We start from the raw sequence: 17716 nt of genomic DNA, 5'->3' as shown, positions 1-17716 counted from the left end.
CTCGCAGCAACGCCTGCAAGAGAGGAGATCTGCCCTAGCGTGCGACACCGTAGCTCCCCTACCAAAGGCATGGGGCGTCAATACAACGATACCCTCGCAACGCGTTAAGAATGTGTTAGCCTTACGGGCATGGCAGCTTGGGGCTAGCGGCCTGGGGGAAGCGCGATGCAGGACGACGATCCGAATGGCGCCACGAAACCACCGGTTAAGAGCGGCCGGAGGAAAGCCCAAGTTGCAACCAGTGCGGTCGAGCGCCGGATCGTTACCGCACTTTGCTACGATCTGGTCGATTCAACCGAACTCTTCCACCGCATGGACCTGGAAGATTACCGCGAGCTGATATCGGCGTTTCAGGCAGCCGCGAACAAATCGATCGTAGAGCATTCAGGCGTGCTTCGGGTGGAGGCCGGTGACGGAGGCCTCGCCTTATTTCCGATCGATCTTGGAGCGCGGGATGCCGCTTCCCTCGCTATTCGTGCCGGCTTGCAAATCATCGAAACCTGCAGGCACGTTGGCCAGGCCGCCGGTCGTGCCGATCTGCAGGTGCGCGTCGGCATTGCCACGTCTGTTGCGCTTATTCAGGGACTTAAAGAACAAAGCTGGAGCCATGAGCCCGTTGTCGGCGTGGCGCTTGCTCTGGCCACGCGGCTTGAGACGGTCGCTGCTCCCAACACCGTCTTCGTGTCAGACGAAACCTGCAGGCTGGCGGGGCGCTCGCACGCGTTTTCGTTCGAGGGCATCTGGAATCTGAAGGGATTCGAGGGGCCTGAAAGAGCATGGCGCGCGCTTGGCCACAAAAATGAAGTGGACAGATTCTATGCGTTCGGAAGGCTCGGCAGCCCCTTTGTGGGTCGCGCAACCGAGCTGGACGCACTTTCGAAAGCGTGGAAAAGCGTCGTGGCCGGGAATGGGCAGACGGTCGTCGTCGAGGGAGAGGCTGGGATCGGAAAATCGCGTCTCCTGCATGAGTTCCGCAGACAAACGCGCGCGGAGCGATCGAAATCCTTCTTCTTCCAATGCGTGCCTGGTGGCTTCCATTCGACGCTCCACCCCTTGGTCAACAGCCTCACCGGCATGCCCGAAACGGGTGGAAAGTCGAAATTGAGGGCAGCCACAGTCGCTGCCCGCTTCCGGCGCCACGGCATACGGGAAGACGACATCATCGAGATCTTTGCCCATCTCCTCGGTGCCGAAGGGCGTAGTGAAAATCTCGCAGGCAGCAATCCCAAACTCATACGGGACAGAGCACGACAAGCAATTCCACGGGCCCTGCAGGCTTTATGCGAGAGTGGGCCGGTCCTTATGGTCGTCGAGGACATTCACTGGATTGACCCGACCTCGCGGGAGCTTCTGATGGAGGCGGCCCGCGTCATCTCGCGGCTTCGGCTTCTTCTCATCGCGACCACACGTCCGGAGCCGACGACGGAATGGCCTGAAGACGCCAATCCATCTCGATTGTCTCTGCAACCGCTCGATCCGGACGAAACGAGGCGGGCGATCGAGCGCAACTGGCCGCAGCACCGACAAGCCGAGTTTTCAGAGCTGGTTGAGGTAACGGAGCGAATATGTGGGGGCGTGCCGCTCTTTATCGAGCAGATATGCCAGTGGGTATCCGACACCAAGATCGCCGACAATGTCACGATGCCGGAGACGGCATCGACAACCCATATTTCGGCATTTGAAGAGATTCTCGAAGCGCGGCTCGGTCAACTTGGCCCGATCAGGGATGTAGCACGCGCCGGCGCCGTTGCCGGCTCCCGCTTCACCTTGCCGCTTCTTCAGAGGCTACTCCCGGACTATGGCAAGAAGGCGCTGGCGAACGCGGCGGATACGCTGTGCGATACGGGTTTCGTAACACATGTGCGAGCTGGCGGAACCACTACCTATGGTTTTCGCCACGCATTGATCCAGGAGACAATCTACAAGCTGTTGCTGCGACGGCAGAGCCAAGCCCTTCATCGGCGCCTCTTCGACGCTGTCAGCGAAGACGCCGCAATTGCACCGTGGATCGATGTCGGTTCCCGTGCCGAGCATGCGGAGCGTGCCGGTCTCAAGGAAACGGCCGCGCAACTGTTCATCAGGGCCGGCCAGGAGGCTGCGCGTCGCTCCGCTTTGGTCGAAGCCCGCCACCATCTCGAACATGCCCTCTCAATCTGCGACGGTCTGGAGGTCGTCGACCGGGTTGATCGACTTCGTCTGACAGCTGTAACCGCGCTGGGACCAGTGCTCACCGGGGCGGTCGGCCTGAATTTCCCGCCGGCGCGAAAGCTCTACGAAGACGGAGTGGAGATCGCCAATCGCCTGCCGCTGGAAGAGAAGTCGCGATGGTTTCCGATCTACTGGGGTTGGTGGCTGACGGGAGCCGATTTTCTGACGATGCATGAGCGCGCGATGGAAGTGCAGGTCATGTTGGCAGGGATACAGGACCCCGAAATACGCTTGCAGATGAAGCATTGCATCTGGGCTATCGACTTCAACCTTGGACGTCACCGAGAAACGCAGAATGCAATCCGGGAAGGGCTGGCTCTCTACGACACACCAAGGGCGACAGAAGCACGGACGATTTACGGTGGTCACGATGCACGTGTCTGTGGACTGGGCCAACTGGCTCTCTCGCTGTGGCTGACAGGCCAAACGCATGAATCGGACCATGCACTTCAGGATATGATCCGGTTCGTAAACGAGATTTCCCACCTGCCGAGCAAGGCACACTCTCTCGACACGGAAGCTGTCTCTGCCTTCTATCGCAATGATTACAAACGCTTGAGAAGCGTTGCGGAAGAGATGTCTGAATTTGCGAGACAACACGAAATGCAGTCTTTGGCTGGACTTTCGCTTCTTTTCGGCGGCTGGGCCGAGGCCCATCTTGGAAACCTTAAAGGGGGCTATGAAAGGTTCTGCAAGGGGTTTGATCTTCTAGCGGAACTCGGCGCGGTGATCGACCTGCCGATCTATCTATCGATGCAGGCCGCAATGCTGGGCCTTCTCGGCAAGGTCGATCGCGCCATCGAGGTCGCCAGCCAGGCGATCCTCAAAGCACGAGAAACGGGTCACGCCTATTGGCTGGCCGAGCTGTACCGGGTTCGCGCCATGCTGCGTGCCCGCACCGGCGCGATGCGAAATCTTGTCGTCGAGGATCTGCGGGTTGCCGCGGAGACTGCCCAGACGCAAGGAGCGGTCGCACTCCAGCAGAAAATCAACCAGTCGATCGAGGACCTTGGCCTTGTCGTCGAGCGGTGAGCCCACTTACGCCACGTCAGACAACGAACTCCTCGGCGCGTTTGCGGAAGAGGTCACCGTCCACCTCTGTTCACCGCTTGCCCAGGAGGCGCAGGACGATCCCGGCATATACCTGCGCGAGCTCCTGCCAATTTGTAGGCACGCGGGCATAACACGCATCGCCGACCTCACCGGCCTCGATCGATTGGCGCTTCCGGCGGTTCAAACGATCCGCCCAAGCGCCCTTTCAGAAGTGACCTCCCTTGGCCGAGGTCGTTCCATCCCACATGCCGCGATCGGAGCGATCATGGAGGCGCTTGAGCGCTACTACGCCGAGCTGCTTCCGGCCAAGAGCGCTGTTCTTGCAAGTGCGGATGAGCTCGCCATCCCAGAGGGACTGTTCGACACTAAGCTTATCAACAGCACAAACGCTGCTTGGCGGCGAACACCAACGCTTTGGATTGCAGCCTATGACCTTCACTCCGGATCGACGCAGATGGTTCCTCTCGAACTCGTGCATACACGCTACACCGATCCGCCACCGGACTTCGATGGGCTGTTCCTTCGTACCACCACCGGCCTCGCGTGCCATTCAACATCGCATCAAGCGGCAGCGCACGCGCTCTTCGAGTGCATAGAGCGCGATGCGATTGCCAGAGCGTTCGACACACACGGCTTCTTCGACAGACACCGACTTGCTCCCGGGAGCCTTGGCCCGGCTGTCAATCGCCGGATCGAACGTCTCGCAGAACGCGCTATATCGGCCGGGTTCTGGCTTGCCCCCTCCCCGACCGGAATTGCCGTCGTCTGGTGCCAGACGATCGAAATCGGCGCCAGGCATCCCATTCTTGCACTGCCGACAGAAGGTTATTGCGCCGGGCAAAACCTTCACCAGGCGGCGGAAAATGCCTTGCTTGAGGCGTTGGCGACGCGAGCAGGAGCCATATCAGGCGCCCGTGACGACCAGACGGCGGGGCACTATCACAAGCGTGTTGACCGCGTTATTGCAAAGGCGCGCCAACTCATTCTCAATCCGGCGTCTTTCTCGCCAGTCGCGGAAATCCGACCGGTTTCCACGCTCCAGGAGATGCTTGATTGCGTCATCGATGCCGCGCTTGGTCCTGTTCTTGCAGTTCCGCTGGGTTCGAATTGCGACGGTCCCGTTCGCTGCGCCAGGATCTTGATGCCTCGCGGCCGCCCATTTTCGATCGTGCGCTAGGAGACCAGGATGAGTGCCAGCGATCAAGCAGGTCCGATATTGGTTTTTCTAGGCCCGACGCTGCGACTGCCGGAAGCCCAAGCTGCGCTCGACGCAATCTACCTTCAGCCGGTCGCACAGGGCGACATACTGCTTGCCGCTCATGCATTTCGCCCCAAAGCGATGGTCATCATCGATGGACATTTCGAAGATCGTCCGTCTGTCCGGCATAAGGAAATCCTGTGGGCGCTGGCGCAGGGGATCGTGGTGATCGGAGCCGCAAGCATGGGAGCGCTTCGGGCAGCGGAACTGGGTCCATACGGTATGATCGGCGTGGGGCTGGTCTTTAGGTATTACAGGCGCTGGATACTGGCCCCGGACGATGCCGTCGCCGTCCAATCGGGACCGGCCGAACTTGGCTTCCCGCCCGTGACAGACGCCTTGATCGATCTTCAAAGGACGTTTTCCAATCTGAAGCGGCTCGGCCTGCGCGGCGACAAACAAGGTGAGACTCAGCGTCAATCAGGATGAGACTCGGCGGCGGGGGTGTGACGAAGGGAGGGCGTAGCCCGACTGGAGTTACACCCCCGCCGCGGCGCAATTTTTCGGCGTCTCATGATCGCGGTTGGCCCGGTAGCGTCGGTGATTTTCTGAGAATGGAGAATCACCTTTGTGCCGGGTCGCCATGTAACCGATCATCAGACGAGGCTTTTTATGAAGTACCGACAAAACAACCCCATTGAGGTCGCTGCCGCCAAGGCGTCGATCAGCCGGGCGACGGCTTACCGCATCGAGAAGGATGCGCGTCTTCCATCGCAGACCAAGCCGCCGCGCGACCGGCGTCGCCCCGATCCCCTTGAGCACATCTTCGACGCCGAGGTTGTTCCGCTCCTCAAGGCCGCGCCCGGCATCCGAGCGGTCGCCGTTTACAACGAGATGCTGCGGCGTCATCCAGAGCTGTCAGAAGGTGTTCGCCGTACGATTGAGCGTCGTATCCGATCATGGCGGGCTGTTCACGGTCAGGAGCAGGAAGTGATCTTCCGTCAGATGCACGAACCCGGTCGGTTAGGACTGTCGGATTTTACCGACATGGGCAGCCTCGGCGTGACGATCGCCGGCCAATCGCTCGATCATCTGCTTTATCACTTCCGGCTGGTCTGGTCGGGCTTCGAGCATGCCCATGTCATCCTGGGTGGAGAGAGCTTCGTCGCTCTGGCCGAGGGGCTGCAGAACGCCCTGTGGTCGGTTGGCGGTTCGCCGCTCTATCATCGCAGCGACAGCTTATCGGCCGCCTTCCGCAACCTCGATGCCGACGCCAAGGTCGATCTGACGCATCGCTACGACGAACTGTGCGCCCATTATCGCATGACGCCGACGCGCAACAACAAGGGCGTCGCGCACGAGAACGGCTCGATCGAAAGTTCCCACGGCCATCTCAAGAATGCGATCCGCGATGCTCTGCTGATGCGCGGAACCAGGGACTTTGGCGACCTCGGATCCTATCGCGCCTTCATCGATGAGATCGTCAGCCGCCGCAATGCCGCACATGGCAAGCGCATCGATGCCGAGCGCACGCATCTGCAAGCTCTTCCCGATCGTCGCACCACCGACTTCGAAGAGGTCATCGTCACCGTATCGAGCACCGGCGGCTTCGCCTTGCGCAAGGTCTTCTACACCGTGCCTTCCCGTCTGATTGGCCACCGGCTGCGGGTGCGTCTGTTCGACGATCGCCTCGACGTCTTCATCGGCGGCACGCATCTGCTGACATTACCCCGAGGCCGCGCCCATGCGAGTGGCAAGCACGATCAAGTCGTCAACTATCATCACGTCATTCATTCCCTGCGCAAAAAGCCGATGGCGCTTTTGGGGCTCGTCTATCGCGACAAGCTCTTCCCCAGGCCGGAATATCGCAGGACTTTCGACGCGCTCATCGAGCAACTGCCCGAGCGGCAGGCTTGCAAGATCACCGTGGAACTGCTTGCCTTGGCTCACGATCGCAGTTGCGAGCGTGAACTGGCCGAGGAGCTTGCCAAAACGCTCGACGCCCACAAACTGCCTGATCTGGCGGCTTTGAGAGCGGTCTTCAGCCCGGACCCGGATCAGTTGCCGATCGTTCATGTGCAACTCGCGTCGCTCAATGGTTATGAAGCCCTGATCGGCACGGCCTATGCGGGAGAGGTCGCATGAAGAGCAACATCCACACAGTCGATGAAGCCCGCCTCGGCATCATGCTCAACGAACTGAGGCTGCCGACGATCAAGACGTTCTGGCACCAATTTGCCGAGCAGGCCGATCGGGAAGGATGGCCTGCTGCCCGTTTCCTCTCGGCCATCGCCGAGCATGAATTGGCCGAACGCGCCCATCGCAGGATCGAAAGACACCTCGCCGAGGCCCACCTGCCACCCGGAAAGACGCTCGACAGCTTCGCCTTCGACGCTGTTCCCATGGTCTCCAAGGCCCAGGTCATGGCGATTGCAGCCGGCGATAGCTGGCTCGCCAAAGGCGCCAATATCCTGATGTTCGGTCCGCCCGGCGGCGGAAAGAGCCATCTCGCCGCAGCCGTCGGCCTCGCGCTAATCGAGAACGGCTGGCGCGTGCTCTTCACCCGCACGACCGATCTCGTCCAGAAGCTTCAGGTCGCGCGGAGGGAGCTTCAGCTCGAAGCCGCCATCGCAAAGCTCGACAAGTTCGATCTTCTCATCCTCGACGACCTGGCCTACGTCACCAAGGACCAGGCCGAAACGAGCGTGCTCTTCGAACTCATCTCCGCAAGATATGAGCGGCGTTCCATCATGATCACCGCCAATCAGCCCTTCGGAGAATGGAACCGCGTCTTTCCAGACCCGGCCATGACGCTTGCCGCGGTGGACCGACTTGTCCATCACGCAACAATCTTCGAGATGAATGTCGAAAGCTACCGGCGGCGTTCGGCCATGGAAGCCAAACGCCAGCGCGGCAGACCCGCCTCATTCGCGACAATCAAAAGCTCTTCCCAGCTTGTCGCGGAGCGGCAATCAGAACACGATGAAACTCTTGCCAGCGACAATCAACATGATAACTTCGCTCCAACCGCGACATAAGAATCTCATCCAGATTGTCGCTCGCGTCTCATCCTGATCGTCGCGCTATATCGGCCACATAAGCGCGGCTCAACGCGATAGTCTATCCACAACCGCGCGGCGAATGAATTTTCGAGACCGATCCTTTGATAGGATACTTCGCGCGGAAGGTTGGCGGCGCGAAGAAATCAGTAGATTGAGTCAGCAGCTTATTCGACAGAAGGGCCTTGACGCATCGCTGGCACTGAAACTTGCGCCCCGACTGGCGGCGGAATTTGGCGGTCGCCGCCCGATCAACACCTGGGTTGCAACGAATACTTTCATTCGCGATCTCGAAGCAGCCAATATTGACATACAATTAATTAATACATACTAATAAAACGTAAAGTTGTTTCGACCTATAGGGCGAGGCCAACATGGATTTGCACCCGGATGTTGCGCTGGCCCCTGCGGAGGCCGGCACAGGGACACGGTTCTGGATTTTTCCTCAGCCGCCCTTCATCCCGGGTTATGAGCAACCAGATCGCGTCTGGCTTTCAATTCTTCCCGATCAGATCAATGAAGGACCGAGCGATGCCCTGATGTATGTGGCTGATCCGCTCTACAGCAAGCAGCCCTACGGCATGTCGCGCCTGCCGCCCTTTGAGGGGATCCGCCGTCCGCCGGTCCAGGCAGGGCCCGACCGTCATTTCGACGGCCTCGACCCGCGATCGCGACCTTATCTCGGCGTGCACGCCTATGCCTGCATCCATCGTGTGCTCGACATCTGGCAGAGCTATATTGGCCACCCGATCCGCTGGTTCTTCGATGGCACGATTCCCAAACTGGAGATCGTTCCCTTCGTCGAATGGGACAATGCCCAGGCAGGCTATGGCTTTCTGGAGCTTGGTTGCTCGCATGCCGGCGGCTCACCAAGACCTTACGCTCTGAATTTCGACGCGATCGCCCACGAACTCGGCCATCTCATCATCTTCTCGGAGATGGGCGTTCCCCTTGGCGCGTCGCGCGAAAGCGACTTCTTTCCCTTCTCGGAAGGCTTTTCCGACTGCGTGTCGCTGATCTCTTTCCTCCATTTCGATTCCGCCATCGACCGCCTGTTGCGGCGGACAAGGGGAAATCTGCTGCTCTACAACGAACTCAACCGCTTCGCCGAAACCAGCCCCGAGACGCAGATACGCCTGGCGACCAACTTCAGGCGCATGTCGGAAGTCACGCGCGAGCCGCACGATCGGGCGCTACCCTTTGTAGGGGCAGTCTTCGATAGTATCATTGACCTTTATCATCGCAACCTTGTTGAACACGGTTGCGCTGACCGCCGCCTTCTCGACGTCGACCTGCGGGAACTAACGCTGGATGAATTCGACCGGTTTCGAGAACTCACCACACAATCATTCCTCGCCCGGCCGCTGTTCTTCAAACTGGCGCTGATGACTGCGCGCGACGAGATCGGGCGGGCACTCGCTGGATCGTTGAAGAAACTCGATTCAACCAACCTGACCTTCCATCGGGCCACACGAGTAATTCTCGATTCGGCCGAGGAGGAGACCGCCGCTCGGCTGGAAGAAAATTTTACGTGGCGTGGATTTATCGATCCAAGAGGATCTTAAAAGGAGAGGACAATGAGCGACTGCTGCGGAAATCCAGGCGTGGGCATCGGGCTAGTGTTGGGGGCCCCAGACTACGAGACCTACAATCCGGGCGAGGTGCGGCTGTATGGCCGCCCAGCACTAGGGAAGATTGTCGTGTCTATACCCGACGAAGCTCTAGTCCCAATGATCCAGAAGGAGCTTGAAGAGTCCAACCTGAGGGATCTTGATAACGGTGTCGAAGCGGTTAAGAAACTTCTGGGCAAATATGAAGAGTTGAAAAGTGGATACAAGAACGAGTTGATAGCGCTTTCAGCACCTGGCGGATCTGAACTCTACGTTGATGTCAACATCCTATCCCCCGGGGATAAGGCTTACATCAAAACTATCGGCGTGATTTATGGATATGCTTACGAGGGGCATTGTTATAAATTGCCGAAACCGCAGATCATGTATTTGCCAGCAGAGCCGAAAACAATCGTAGGTGGCGTTTGCGGCTGTGACTGCGGCTACACTCCGGAACTTGGTTACGCCGTTTGGCAGATCGATATGCGGAGGCGGATCATTGCCTTGGACATCCGTTCGGACGACGTCAAGACGCTCATACTGGATGAAAACATGCCCGGGAACCGTTCGCCACAGGCCTATTCGCAATCCATGTCGCTGGCACCTATGCGCTCTCGGGAGTAGCCGCTGCCTATACTGCAGCGACGGTAAGATCGCCTTGCAACCCGCATCACGGAGCGCTATCCACTATGCGAAGAACGAGCGCGGCCTAGGTCGCGCTTGACTGCTTAGCGAGGAGAAACGGGGTGCCCGTAGATAAGATCGGCTTCATCGGAACCGGCGCCATTGCCGATGCAATGGTCAGAGGCTTGCTAGCCAAACCTGCGTTCGTCCCGCAAGTGACGATCTCGCCTCGCAACGCAGAGATCGCGCAGCGCCTGGCGATCGACTTTGCCGAGGTCTCAATCGCCACCAACAATCAGGCTGTCGTCGATGCCAGCGACATGGTTGTCCTGGCGGTGCGCCCACAGATTGCGCAGGACGTCCTGAATGGACTGACGTTCCGAAAGGGGCAATCCGTTATCAGCGTCATTGCGGCAACGAGCCGCAAGACGCTTTTGGAGTGGATCGGCGCAGATGTTCACCTCGTGCAGGCCATTCCGCTGCCTTTCGTCGCGGATCACGAAGGGGTGACAGCGGTCTTCCCGCCGGACCCTGACGTCGCGGCGCTCTTTTCCGTTCTCGGCATGGCAGTCGAATGCGAGACCAAAGAGGAATACGACCTTTTGGCCGCAGCCAGCGCGCTGATGTCCACCGTCCTCGGGATCATGGACGTCTCGGCGGCGTGGCTGGAACAGCGCGGCCTCGCCAAAGGCAAGGGGCGCGCCTATATCGCGCCGCTATTTGCCAGCCTTTCACAGACGGCGCTGCGCTCCAGTACCATTCCGCTCGAAGAGCTCAGCGGCGAGTTCGCAACAAACGGCGGCCTGAACGAACAGGTGCAGTCCGACTTTGAGAAAAACGGAGGGCATGATGCCCTAATCCTGGCGCTTGATCGCGTTCTGGCGAGGATACAGGGCGACCCCAGCGCCTAGAACGTCGGGGGCGTACAGGCACTGATGACCTCGCATGCGACCGGTCCGACGCATCGGAACCGATGCGGTCTCCGGCTTTCGAAATAATAAGCGTCGCCCGGCCCAAGGATCCGGCGCTCGTCGTCGACCGTCACTTCAAGTCGCCCGGAGAGGACAATCCCGCCCTCTTCTCCCTCATGAACGAGGGGAACCTTGCCGGTGTCGGAGCCCGGCTGATAACACTCCTTCAGGATCTGCAGGCTGCGCCCGAACAGACTTTCGCCAATCTGCCGATAGGAGATTGCCCCCTTCCCGATCTCGACGAGCTCCTCGGCCGCATAGAACGCCTTTCGCGGTCGTTCCGGTTCGAAGGCGAAGAATTCCGCCAGGCCGATCGGAATGCCATCAAGGATGCGCTTCAACGCGCCGACGGAAGGATTGGAGGAATTCGATTCAATCAACGAGATCGTCGAATTCGTGACGCCGGCGCGCTTGGCGAGCTCGCGCTGCGAGAGACTATGCGTCATCCTTAAATGGCGGAGACGATTGCCGATATCGACGGACATAGGACGTGTTTCACCTGTTGCGAATATCGAACATATTCAGCTCACGCACAGAAATTTCAAGTGCTTATGCAGACGCAGAAAAGGACTTGTCCCTCGCTGTAAATCACTGAACATTCTTCAAAACTCAACGGAGAATAAGTGATGGACCAGATGAGCACGTCGAACCGGCCTTCCCTCGATAATTTCTGGATGCCGTTTACGGCCAACCGACAATTCAAGGCCGCTCCCCGGCTGCTCGCCTCAGCCGAAGGCATGTATTACACCGATATCGACGGCAACAAGGTGCTGGACGGCACGGCTGGCCTGTGGTGCGTTAATGCCGGCCACGGCCGCAAACGCGTCGCAGACGCTGTCGCACGCCAGTTGCAAACGATGGACTTTGCTCCAACGTTTCAGATGGGCCATCCTGTCGCATTCGACTTTGCCGAAAAGCTGTCAAAGATTTCGCCCGGCGGGCCGTCCGCGAAACTCGATCGTGTATTCTTCACCGGCTCGGGCTCGGAATCGGTCGATACGGCGTTGAAGATCGCGATCGCCTATCAGCGCGCGATCGGCCAGGGCACGCGCACCCGCATAATCGGTCGCGAGAAGGGCTATCATGGCGTCGGCTTCGGCGGCATCTCAGTCGGCGGGCTCGTCAACAACCGTCGTGTGTTCCCGCAGATTCCGGCCGACCACATGCGCCACACCCTCGATATCGAGAGAAACGCCTTCTCCAAGGGGCTTCCGCACCATGGTGTCGAGCTTGCGGACGATCTGGAACGTCTGGTTGCGCTGCACGGTGTGGAGACAATTGCCGCCGTCATTGTCGAGCCGATGTCGGGCTCGGCAGGCGTCATTCTGCCGCCGAAGGGATATCTCGAGAGCCTACGCGCCATTGCGGATAAATATGGCATTCTGCTGATCTTCGACGAAGTCATTACCGGTTTTGGCCGTCTGGGAACGCCCTTCGCCACCGACTATTTCGGCGTCGTACCAGACCTGGTCACTACCGCGAAGGGTCTGACGAACGGTGCCATTCCGATGGGCGCGGTCTTTGCTAGCCAAAAGGTGTATGACGCATTGATGGTCGGCCCTGAAAACCAGATCGAGTTCTTCCACGGTTACACCTATTCCGGCCACCCAGTTGCCAGTGCGGCAGGTATTGCTACTCTGGAAATCTACGAGGAGGAAGGTCTGCTCACGCGCGCCGCCTCCATCGCCGACACCTGGCAGGACGCCCTTCACTCCCTGAAGGGACTGCCCCATGTCACCGACATCCGCAACCTCGGTCTCGTCGGCGCTGTTGAGCTTGCGCCCCGGGATGGTGCGCCTGGGACCCGTGCCTATGACGTCTTCGTAGACTGCTTCCAGAAGGGCCTTTTGATCCGTGTCACGGGCGACATCGTCGCGCTCTCGCCGCCACTGATTATTGAGACAGACGAAATCGAGAAGATTGTTTCCATCTTGCGGGACGCCTTGAAACGCGTCTTGTAAGCTCAGTGTGGGCTTGTCGTCCGTTTGGCGGCCAACCGCCAAACGGAGGCAACGTCCAACCAACGGCCTCAAGGTTGGCGACGACAACCGGATTACGAATGCTCGCGCAGGCATGGCCCTCCAGGGTGCCAGCTATTCTCGGAAAAACGCGCTTCGAACAGTTTGCTTTTTGATCGCACCGGGATAAGGATCGCCCAGTGTGACCAAGGAGCTTTTCCGTATCGATGTCGAAACCGCGGTTGAGAAGGGAAGCAGATCTCCTGCTGCATCGTGGGACCAGGACTGCTAGCGGCGAATATTCCGTCAGCCGCGCTCGCAGACCTGTCGCCGTGCAACGCCTGATCGGTGCGTTGGGAAACATCATGCTGTCCGATGCGGCTCCCTTCATGGAGAAATTCGTCGCGGGTAAGGTGTTCCACCTGCTGCAGGAGCCGGGCGCCGTCGCGACGAAGCCGGCCACTCCTGTGCCCTTGGCTCCGCAGTTGCAGTTTGCGCTCCGCAATCTGACCTCCAAGGGCGAGCCCTTCGCCGAAGCTGCCGCGGCCATCAACGATGTCGCCAAGAGCCTGGAATGGGTTGCCAGCAAGACCGGCCCTTTTGCGAGCATCAACATTGAGCACACCCACGCACATGCGGTCGTGGCCGGCATATCGGGCGTCGAAGAACGAGCCGATGTGGCTCTTGGTTTGACCGTCATGGCGCCGTACAGCCGCTTCCCAGACCATATTCAGTATCGCTCTCGTGTTTTTCTGGCGCTTTCAGACTGCGAATTCTCCTGTAACGACAAGGGATGGCAGCGTGGTTCCATTGGCTCGATTTTCTTCAACGAAGCGGGACACACCGTCGCGATGCGGTGCACGGCGCGACCCCTTCTGGCCGCCTGGTGCCACGTCGAGCGGTAACGGATCGCCCCTCGCTAATTTCCCTCTTGACGTTTGCGCGCCAAACCTTTGAGTTACAAAGGGCATCCAGAGAGGACAAAACCCCCTGCGCAGCAGCGATACATATCCTGGATCAGGCGAGATGCCCGGTCGCATTTATGGCCACGACTGGGAGGCGAGCGGCCTCGGCCCGCCGTCCTCGTGGCCGCTCTGCTTGAAATCGGCCGTCGACATCATGCTGCCATCCAAAGCCCAGATCGTCATGTTCTGGGGCCAGGACTTCATCGCTCTTTATAACGACGCCTATGCGCCGACAATCGGCAGCAAACATCCTCAGGCCCTCGGCCGCCCGGCCCGCGAGCATTGGAGCGAATTGTGGAGCGATCTGGAACCGCTCCTGCGGCGCGTCCTTGACCACGGCGAGACAGTGGTCGCCAAGGACCGCCCGTTCTATATCGAGCGCCACGGCTATCCCGAGACTGTCCACTTCGACCTTTCCTATTCACCGGTCCGGGACGAGGAGGGCAAGGTCGGCGGCGTCTTTTGCATCGTCAGCGAGACCACCGAACGCGTTAAATTCGAAACTGCACTACGAGAGAGCGAGGAACGGTTTCGGGCAATTTTCTCGCAGACGGCGGCCGGCATCGGTCAGTCGGATCTCGCCGGGCGTTTCCTCCTGGTCAACAGCCGCTTCTGCGAAATCGTCGGCTACACGGAAGCCGAGCTTTTGAAGATGCGGGTGCAGGACATCACGTTTCCCAAGGATCTGGACGATTATGTCCGATCCTACAGGACAATGCTGGAAACCGGCCAGAGCTTTGACATCGAGAAGCGCTACGTGCGCAAGGACGGTAGCCTCGTTTGGGTGGCGAATTCCCTCTCACCTCTTCGCGACAAGAACGGAGCGATACGGCAATCAGTCGCCGTTGTCGTTGATATCACGGAACGCAAGCGCGCTCAGGAAGTGGAGCGTCGCCTTGCCGCGATCATTGCCTCGTCCGACGACGCCATTCTCGGCACCGACCTGAACATGAGGATCACGAGCTGGAACGTCGGAGCCGAGAAGCTCTATGGCTATTCGGCCGACGAAGCGATCGGCCACTCGGTCGTGCTTCTGGTTCCCGATGACAGGATTGAAGAAGAACCTGCAATCATCAGGCAGGTCAGCGCCGGTCTGAAGGTCGATCCTTATGAGACCAAGCGCCGCCGCAAGGATGGCGGGCTTGTCGACGTTCTACTCAGCGTTTCACCTATTTTTGACGCTTATGGCAGGATTGTCGGGGCTTCAAAAATAGCGCACGACATCAGCGCGCGAAAGGAAGCCGAGCGGCTCCAGACGGTTCTCGTTGGCGAACTGAACCATCGTGTGAAGAACGTGCTCGCGACCGTGATGGCCATCGCACGGCAGACGCTTGGGCGAGAGGAAGCAAACCGAGCCGGAGTGGACGCTTTCGAGGCAAGGCTCGCCTCGATGTCGAAGGCCCATGATCTCCTGACGCACGGCAACTGGGAGCAGGCAGAGCTCGAAGCAGTCGTCAAGCAGTCACTGTCTCCCTATCAAAAGGACAGCTTCTCGATTTCGGGCCCGAGCATCCATCTGGCGCCGCGGGCCGTCTTGTCGATTTCGCTGGCGCTGCACGAACTGGCAACGAATGCCGCCAAGTATGGAGCCCTGTCCGTACCAGAAGGCCGCGTTTCCATTGAATGGGCGCTTGAAGGCGACAAGCCTGCCAAGCTGAGACTGCGTTGGCAGGAAACGGGCGGGCCGAGCGTTACTCAGCCTGCGCGCAAGGGCTTCGGTTCACGCCTGATCGAAAGCCTGCTGGCGGCCGAGTTGAAGGGTAACGTAAAGATCACCTACGACCAGGCCGGCGTGATCTGCGAGGTCGACGCAGCTGTCGGCGGTGGATGGGATCATGATCATTCAGTCGAGTCACCGCAGTAACACCGAGTGCCGCGTTCTACTTCACGAGCATGCGTGGCCTTGTCCAACTGATACCTTTGTTGAAAACTGGTCGAGCGTATAGGCGGCGGACGCGCAATTTCCGACGGCGCTCGAAGTGCTGTCGTGCTTCCATTTTTGTGTTCCCTGCTTGCGCCGGCATTGAATGCGTTAGTGGTCGAAATGTTTCATGCAAATACGCGCTTCGACCCGTTGCGGTCGGCTTGGCGGATCAAGCGCAAAACGAACACGTCGTCCACCGCGCAACGATCACCAAGCGTAGCTGTGGGTCGAAATGCGCCGTCAACATCGGACATTGGTCGACGTCGGACGAACCCTTTTCGTTGCCGCTGTAGGGGAGTATTTTAGTCCCGGACTGTCTGAACCTAGCGGTTGGAGGGGGCCGTGTTTGTGGACCGCAGTCGCAAGTTTCTGCTCTTTTTGGCGGCCGCAACCTGGATGACTTTTGCATCACGATTACCTGCGGCAGACGACACCGTTCGAATCGACAGCGGAATGCTGAGGGGCGAGAGGTCAGGCACGGTCATCAGCTTCAAAGGCATACCTTACGCGGCACCACCTCTTGGCGATCTGAGATGGCGCAACCCCAGACCCGTGAACCAATGGAGCGGTGTCAAGGATGCGCGAAACTTCGGTCCATCGTGCATGCAGACCGACGACTTGCCGAAGTCCGAGGACTGTTTAACTCTCAATGTCTGGACACCGGCCAAGCATTTCAAGACACCCCTGCCGGTGATGGTTTGGATTTACGGCGGCGCTCTTGTCCATGGGAACACCCCTCAATATCCCGGTGGCCAGCTAGCCGCCCAGAGAGTTGTGTTCGTCAGTATGAACTACCGAATGGGACGGCTTGGTTACTTTGCCCATCCTGCGCTCATAGAGGAGTCCCCTGACGAACCCGTCGGCAACTATGGTTACATGGACCAGCTTGCAGCCCTGAAATGGGTTCAGCAAAACATCAAAGCCTTCGGCGGCGATCCGAACAAGGTGACCATCTTCGGAGAGTCAGCAGGCGGCGGCTCGGTGATGGCACACATGATATCGCCTTTGTCACGGGGGCTCTTCCGGGGAGTTATTCTACAATCACCGGGCATCCCTACCGCGCGAGCGCGCAGCACGCCTTTGTCATCGTTGGAAGAAGCAGAGAAAACCGCGTTAGATTATGCGGCTTCTCTTGGAATTGAAGGTAGCGGTGCCGACGCTCTCGCGGCGCTTCGGGCAGTGCCTGCCGAAACGCTAACCGAGGGTGCATCGGCACCAGAGGTGCTGGCGGGAATGTCGACAGGCAGGCCCGTCATCGGCATCTCAGGCTCGATCATTGACGGACGTTTTTTGCTCGAAACGCCGGAAGCGGCTTTCGCGGCAGGCCGCCAAGCTCCAGTTCCAGTCATTATCGGAACGAACAATCGTGATCGAGGTATCGGTCAGGCAGCGACGAAAGACGATCTCTTCCAGCTATTCGGGAAGTATGCAGCCCAGGCCCGCACCCTCTACGATCCCACCGGCCAAGAGCCACTTGATGAGCTCAAGCAGCAGGTCTTCGCCGACAAAACGCTTGTCGAACCATCTCGCCACCTAGCTGACGAGATGCTCCGCGCAGGTCAGCCGACGTGGTGGTATCGTTTCTCGTATGTTGCCGAGGCACTTCGCAACGATCCGAAATGGAAAGGCACTCCATCTGTCTTCGAAATTCTGTATACGCTCGACATTCCAGCGGCACTGGTGAAAGACAAGGTTTCCCCCGCCGACTGGGCCATGGCCGCTTTGGCGAGCGCTTACTGGGTCGAATTTGCAACGAAGGGTGACCCAAATGGGGGCTCGCGGCCAAAATGGCCTCAACACGACCCAGCCAGCGACAAGGTCATCGACTTCAGCAATGACGGCGCGACGGTAGGAGCCGATCCGCTGAAACCCAGGCTCGACCTCTGGCAAAGGTATTGGGAGGAACAGAAATGACGGAGCGATGCGCCTGTCGCTTGGTTGTGTTGTCCCGCCCGGAACGACAAGCCTTGAATTCGCCCCTCATAAACCGATCGTCAGACGGAAGCAAAATCCACCCCAACTCCACCTGAACATCGCGTTTGGGGTTGATCCTAAGGATGCTGCGAGGACTGCCCGCCGTCCGGATCCACGACTGCCTATCCTGTCGGCCAGATAACCGATCGTCTATCCACAACTCCTTTCGCCG

The 17716-nt window shown here is 59.1% G+C and carries 13 protein-coding genes and 1 pseudogene; 13 read left to right on the top strand and 1 reads right to left on the bottom strand.

Annotated elements, in window-relative coordinates; translation table 11 throughout:
- Window positions 1-165: 165 nt before the first annotated feature.
- The 9 genes and pseudogenes from WGT02_RS27780 to WGT02_RS27740 all read left to right on the top strand — a co-directional run bounded on the left by WGT02_RS27780 (window position 166) and on the right by WGT02_RS27740 (window position 10663).
- Entirely contained in the window at window positions 166-3240 is a 3075-nt protein-coding gene (locus WGT02_RS27780; protein ID WP_208247669.1) for an AAA family ATPase, read from the top strand.
- Window positions 3224-4438: a YcaO-like family protein gene (locus tag WGT02_RS27775; protein WP_208247667.1), complete on the top strand. Its 1215-nt coding sequence runs from the start codon at window positions 3224-3226 to the stop codon at window positions 4436-4438. The genes WGT02_RS27780 and WGT02_RS27775 overlap by 17 nt, the downstream gene beginning before the upstream one ends.
- Window positions 4439-4447: 9 nt before the next feature.
- Window positions 4448-4903 (top strand): annotated as a pseudogene (locus WGT02_RS27770) (TfuA-like protein); the annotation flags it as partial.
- A 228-nt stretch (window positions 4904-5131) separates the two neighbouring features.
- On the top strand, window positions 5132-6604 hold the full coding sequence (gene istA, locus WGT02_RS27765) for an IS21 family transposase (protein ID WP_208245170.1): 1473 nt from the start codon (window positions 5132-5134) through the stop codon (window positions 6602-6604).
- Window positions 6601-7497 carry an IS21-like element helper ATPase IstB gene (istB, locus tag WGT02_RS27760; protein ID WP_208245168.1) on the top strand — a complete coding sequence of 299 codons (897 nt, stop codon included), beginning with the start codon at window positions 6601-6603 and terminating at the stop codon, window positions 7495-7497. The genes istA and istB overlap by 4 nt, the downstream gene beginning before the upstream one ends.
- Window positions 7498-7672: 175 nt before the next feature.
- Window positions 7673-7852: a hypothetical protein gene (locus WGT02_RS27755; protein WP_225040081.1), complete on the top strand. Its 180-nt coding sequence runs from the start codon at window positions 7673-7675 to the stop codon at window positions 7850-7852.
- Window positions 7853-7892: 40 nt separating this feature from the next.
- Window positions 7893-9083 carry a hypothetical protein gene (locus WGT02_RS27750; RefSeq protein WP_208247666.1) on the top strand — a complete coding sequence of 397 codons (1191 nt, stop codon included), beginning with the start codon at window positions 7893-7895 and terminating at the stop codon, window positions 9081-9083.
- Window positions 9084-9095: 12 nt separating this feature from the next.
- On the top strand, window positions 9096-9752 hold the full coding sequence (locus WGT02_RS27745; protein WP_024318530.1) for a hypothetical protein: 657 nt from the start codon (window positions 9096-9098) through the stop codon (window positions 9750-9752).
- Between the two features lie 122 nt (window positions 9753-9874).
- Complete coding sequence (locus tag WGT02_RS27740; protein WP_208247664.1) at window positions 9875-10663, top strand: pyrroline-5-carboxylate reductase; 789 nt, start codon at window positions 9875-9877, stop codon at window positions 10661-10663.
- Here the strand turns inward: WGT02_RS27740 and WGT02_RS27735 are convergent.
- Window positions 10660-11208, bottom strand: a complete 549-nt coding sequence (locus WGT02_RS27735; protein WP_208247662.1) for a cupin domain-containing protein — start codon at window positions 11206-11208, stop codon at window positions 10660-10662. The genes WGT02_RS27740 and WGT02_RS27735 overlap by 4 nt on opposite strands.
- A 141-nt stretch (window positions 11209-11349) precedes the next feature.
- On the opposite strand from WGT02_RS27735, the gene WGT02_RS27730 reads away from it, so the two are divergent.
- The 4 genes from WGT02_RS27730 to WGT02_RS27715 all read left to right on the top strand — a co-directional run bounded on the left by WGT02_RS27730 (window position 11350) and on the right by WGT02_RS27715 (window position 17484).
- Complete coding sequence (locus WGT02_RS27730; protein WP_208247661.1) at window positions 11350-12684, top strand: aspartate aminotransferase family protein; 1335 nt, start codon at window positions 11350-11352, stop codon at window positions 12682-12684.
- Between the two features lie 329 nt (window positions 12685-13013).
- Complete coding sequence (locus WGT02_RS27725) at window positions 13014-13586, top strand: dimethylsulfonioproprionate lyase family protein (RefSeq protein ID WP_225040083.1); 573 nt, start codon at window positions 13014-13016, stop codon at window positions 13584-13586.
- Between the two features lie 121 nt (window positions 13587-13707).
- Window positions 13708-15510 (top strand): PAS domain S-box protein, encoded by a 1803-nt coding sequence (locus WGT02_RS27720; protein WP_208247659.1) that lies wholly within the window; start codon window positions 13708-13710, stop codon window positions 15508-15510.
- A gap of 402 nt (window positions 15511-15912) precedes the next feature.
- A complete protein-coding gene (locus WGT02_RS27715) occupies window positions 15913-17484 on the top strand; it encodes a carboxylesterase/lipase family protein (RefSeq protein WP_208247657.1) in 1572 nt (523 codons plus the stop codon).
- Window positions 17485-17716: the final 232 nt, after the last annotated feature.

The sequence above is a fragment of the Rhizobium sp. T1470 genome, from assembly GCF_042140505.1.
GTDB lineage: Bacteria > Pseudomonadota > Alphaproteobacteria > Rhizobiales > Rhizobiaceae > Rhizobium > Rhizobium favelukesii.
This window is presented reverse-complemented; position numbering and strand designations above follow the sequence as displayed.

Coding starts and splice junctions, on each gene's coding strand:
- WGT02_RS27780 (WP_208247669.1), top strand. CDS start 166: ATGCAGGACGACGATCCGAATGGCGCCACGAAACCACCGGTTAAGAGC.
- istA (WP_208245170.1), top strand. CDS start 5,132: ATGAAGTACCGACAAAACAACCCCATTGAGGTCGCTGCCGCCAAGGCG.
- istB (WP_208245168.1), top strand. CDS start 6,601: ATGAAGAGCAACATCCACACAGTCGATGAAGCCCGCCTCGGCATCATG.
- WGT02_RS27750 (WP_208247666.1), top strand. CDS start 7,893: ATGGATTTGCACCCGGATGTTGCGCTGGCCCCTGCGGAGGCCGGCACA.
- WGT02_RS27745 (WP_024318530.1), top strand. CDS start 9,096: ATGAGCGACTGCTGCGGAAATCCAGGCGTGGGCATCGGGCTAGTGTTG.
- WGT02_RS27735 (WP_208247662.1), bottom strand. CDS start 11,208: ATGTCCGTCGATATCGGCAATCGTCTCCGCCATTTAAGGATGACGCAT.
- WGT02_RS27730 (WP_208247661.1), top strand. CDS start 11,350: ATGGACCAGATGAGCACGTCGAACCGGCCTTCCCTCGATAATTTCTGG.
- WGT02_RS27720 (WP_208247659.1), top strand. CDS start 13,708: ATGCCCGGTCGCATTTATGGCCACGACTGGGAGGCGAGCGGCCTCGGC.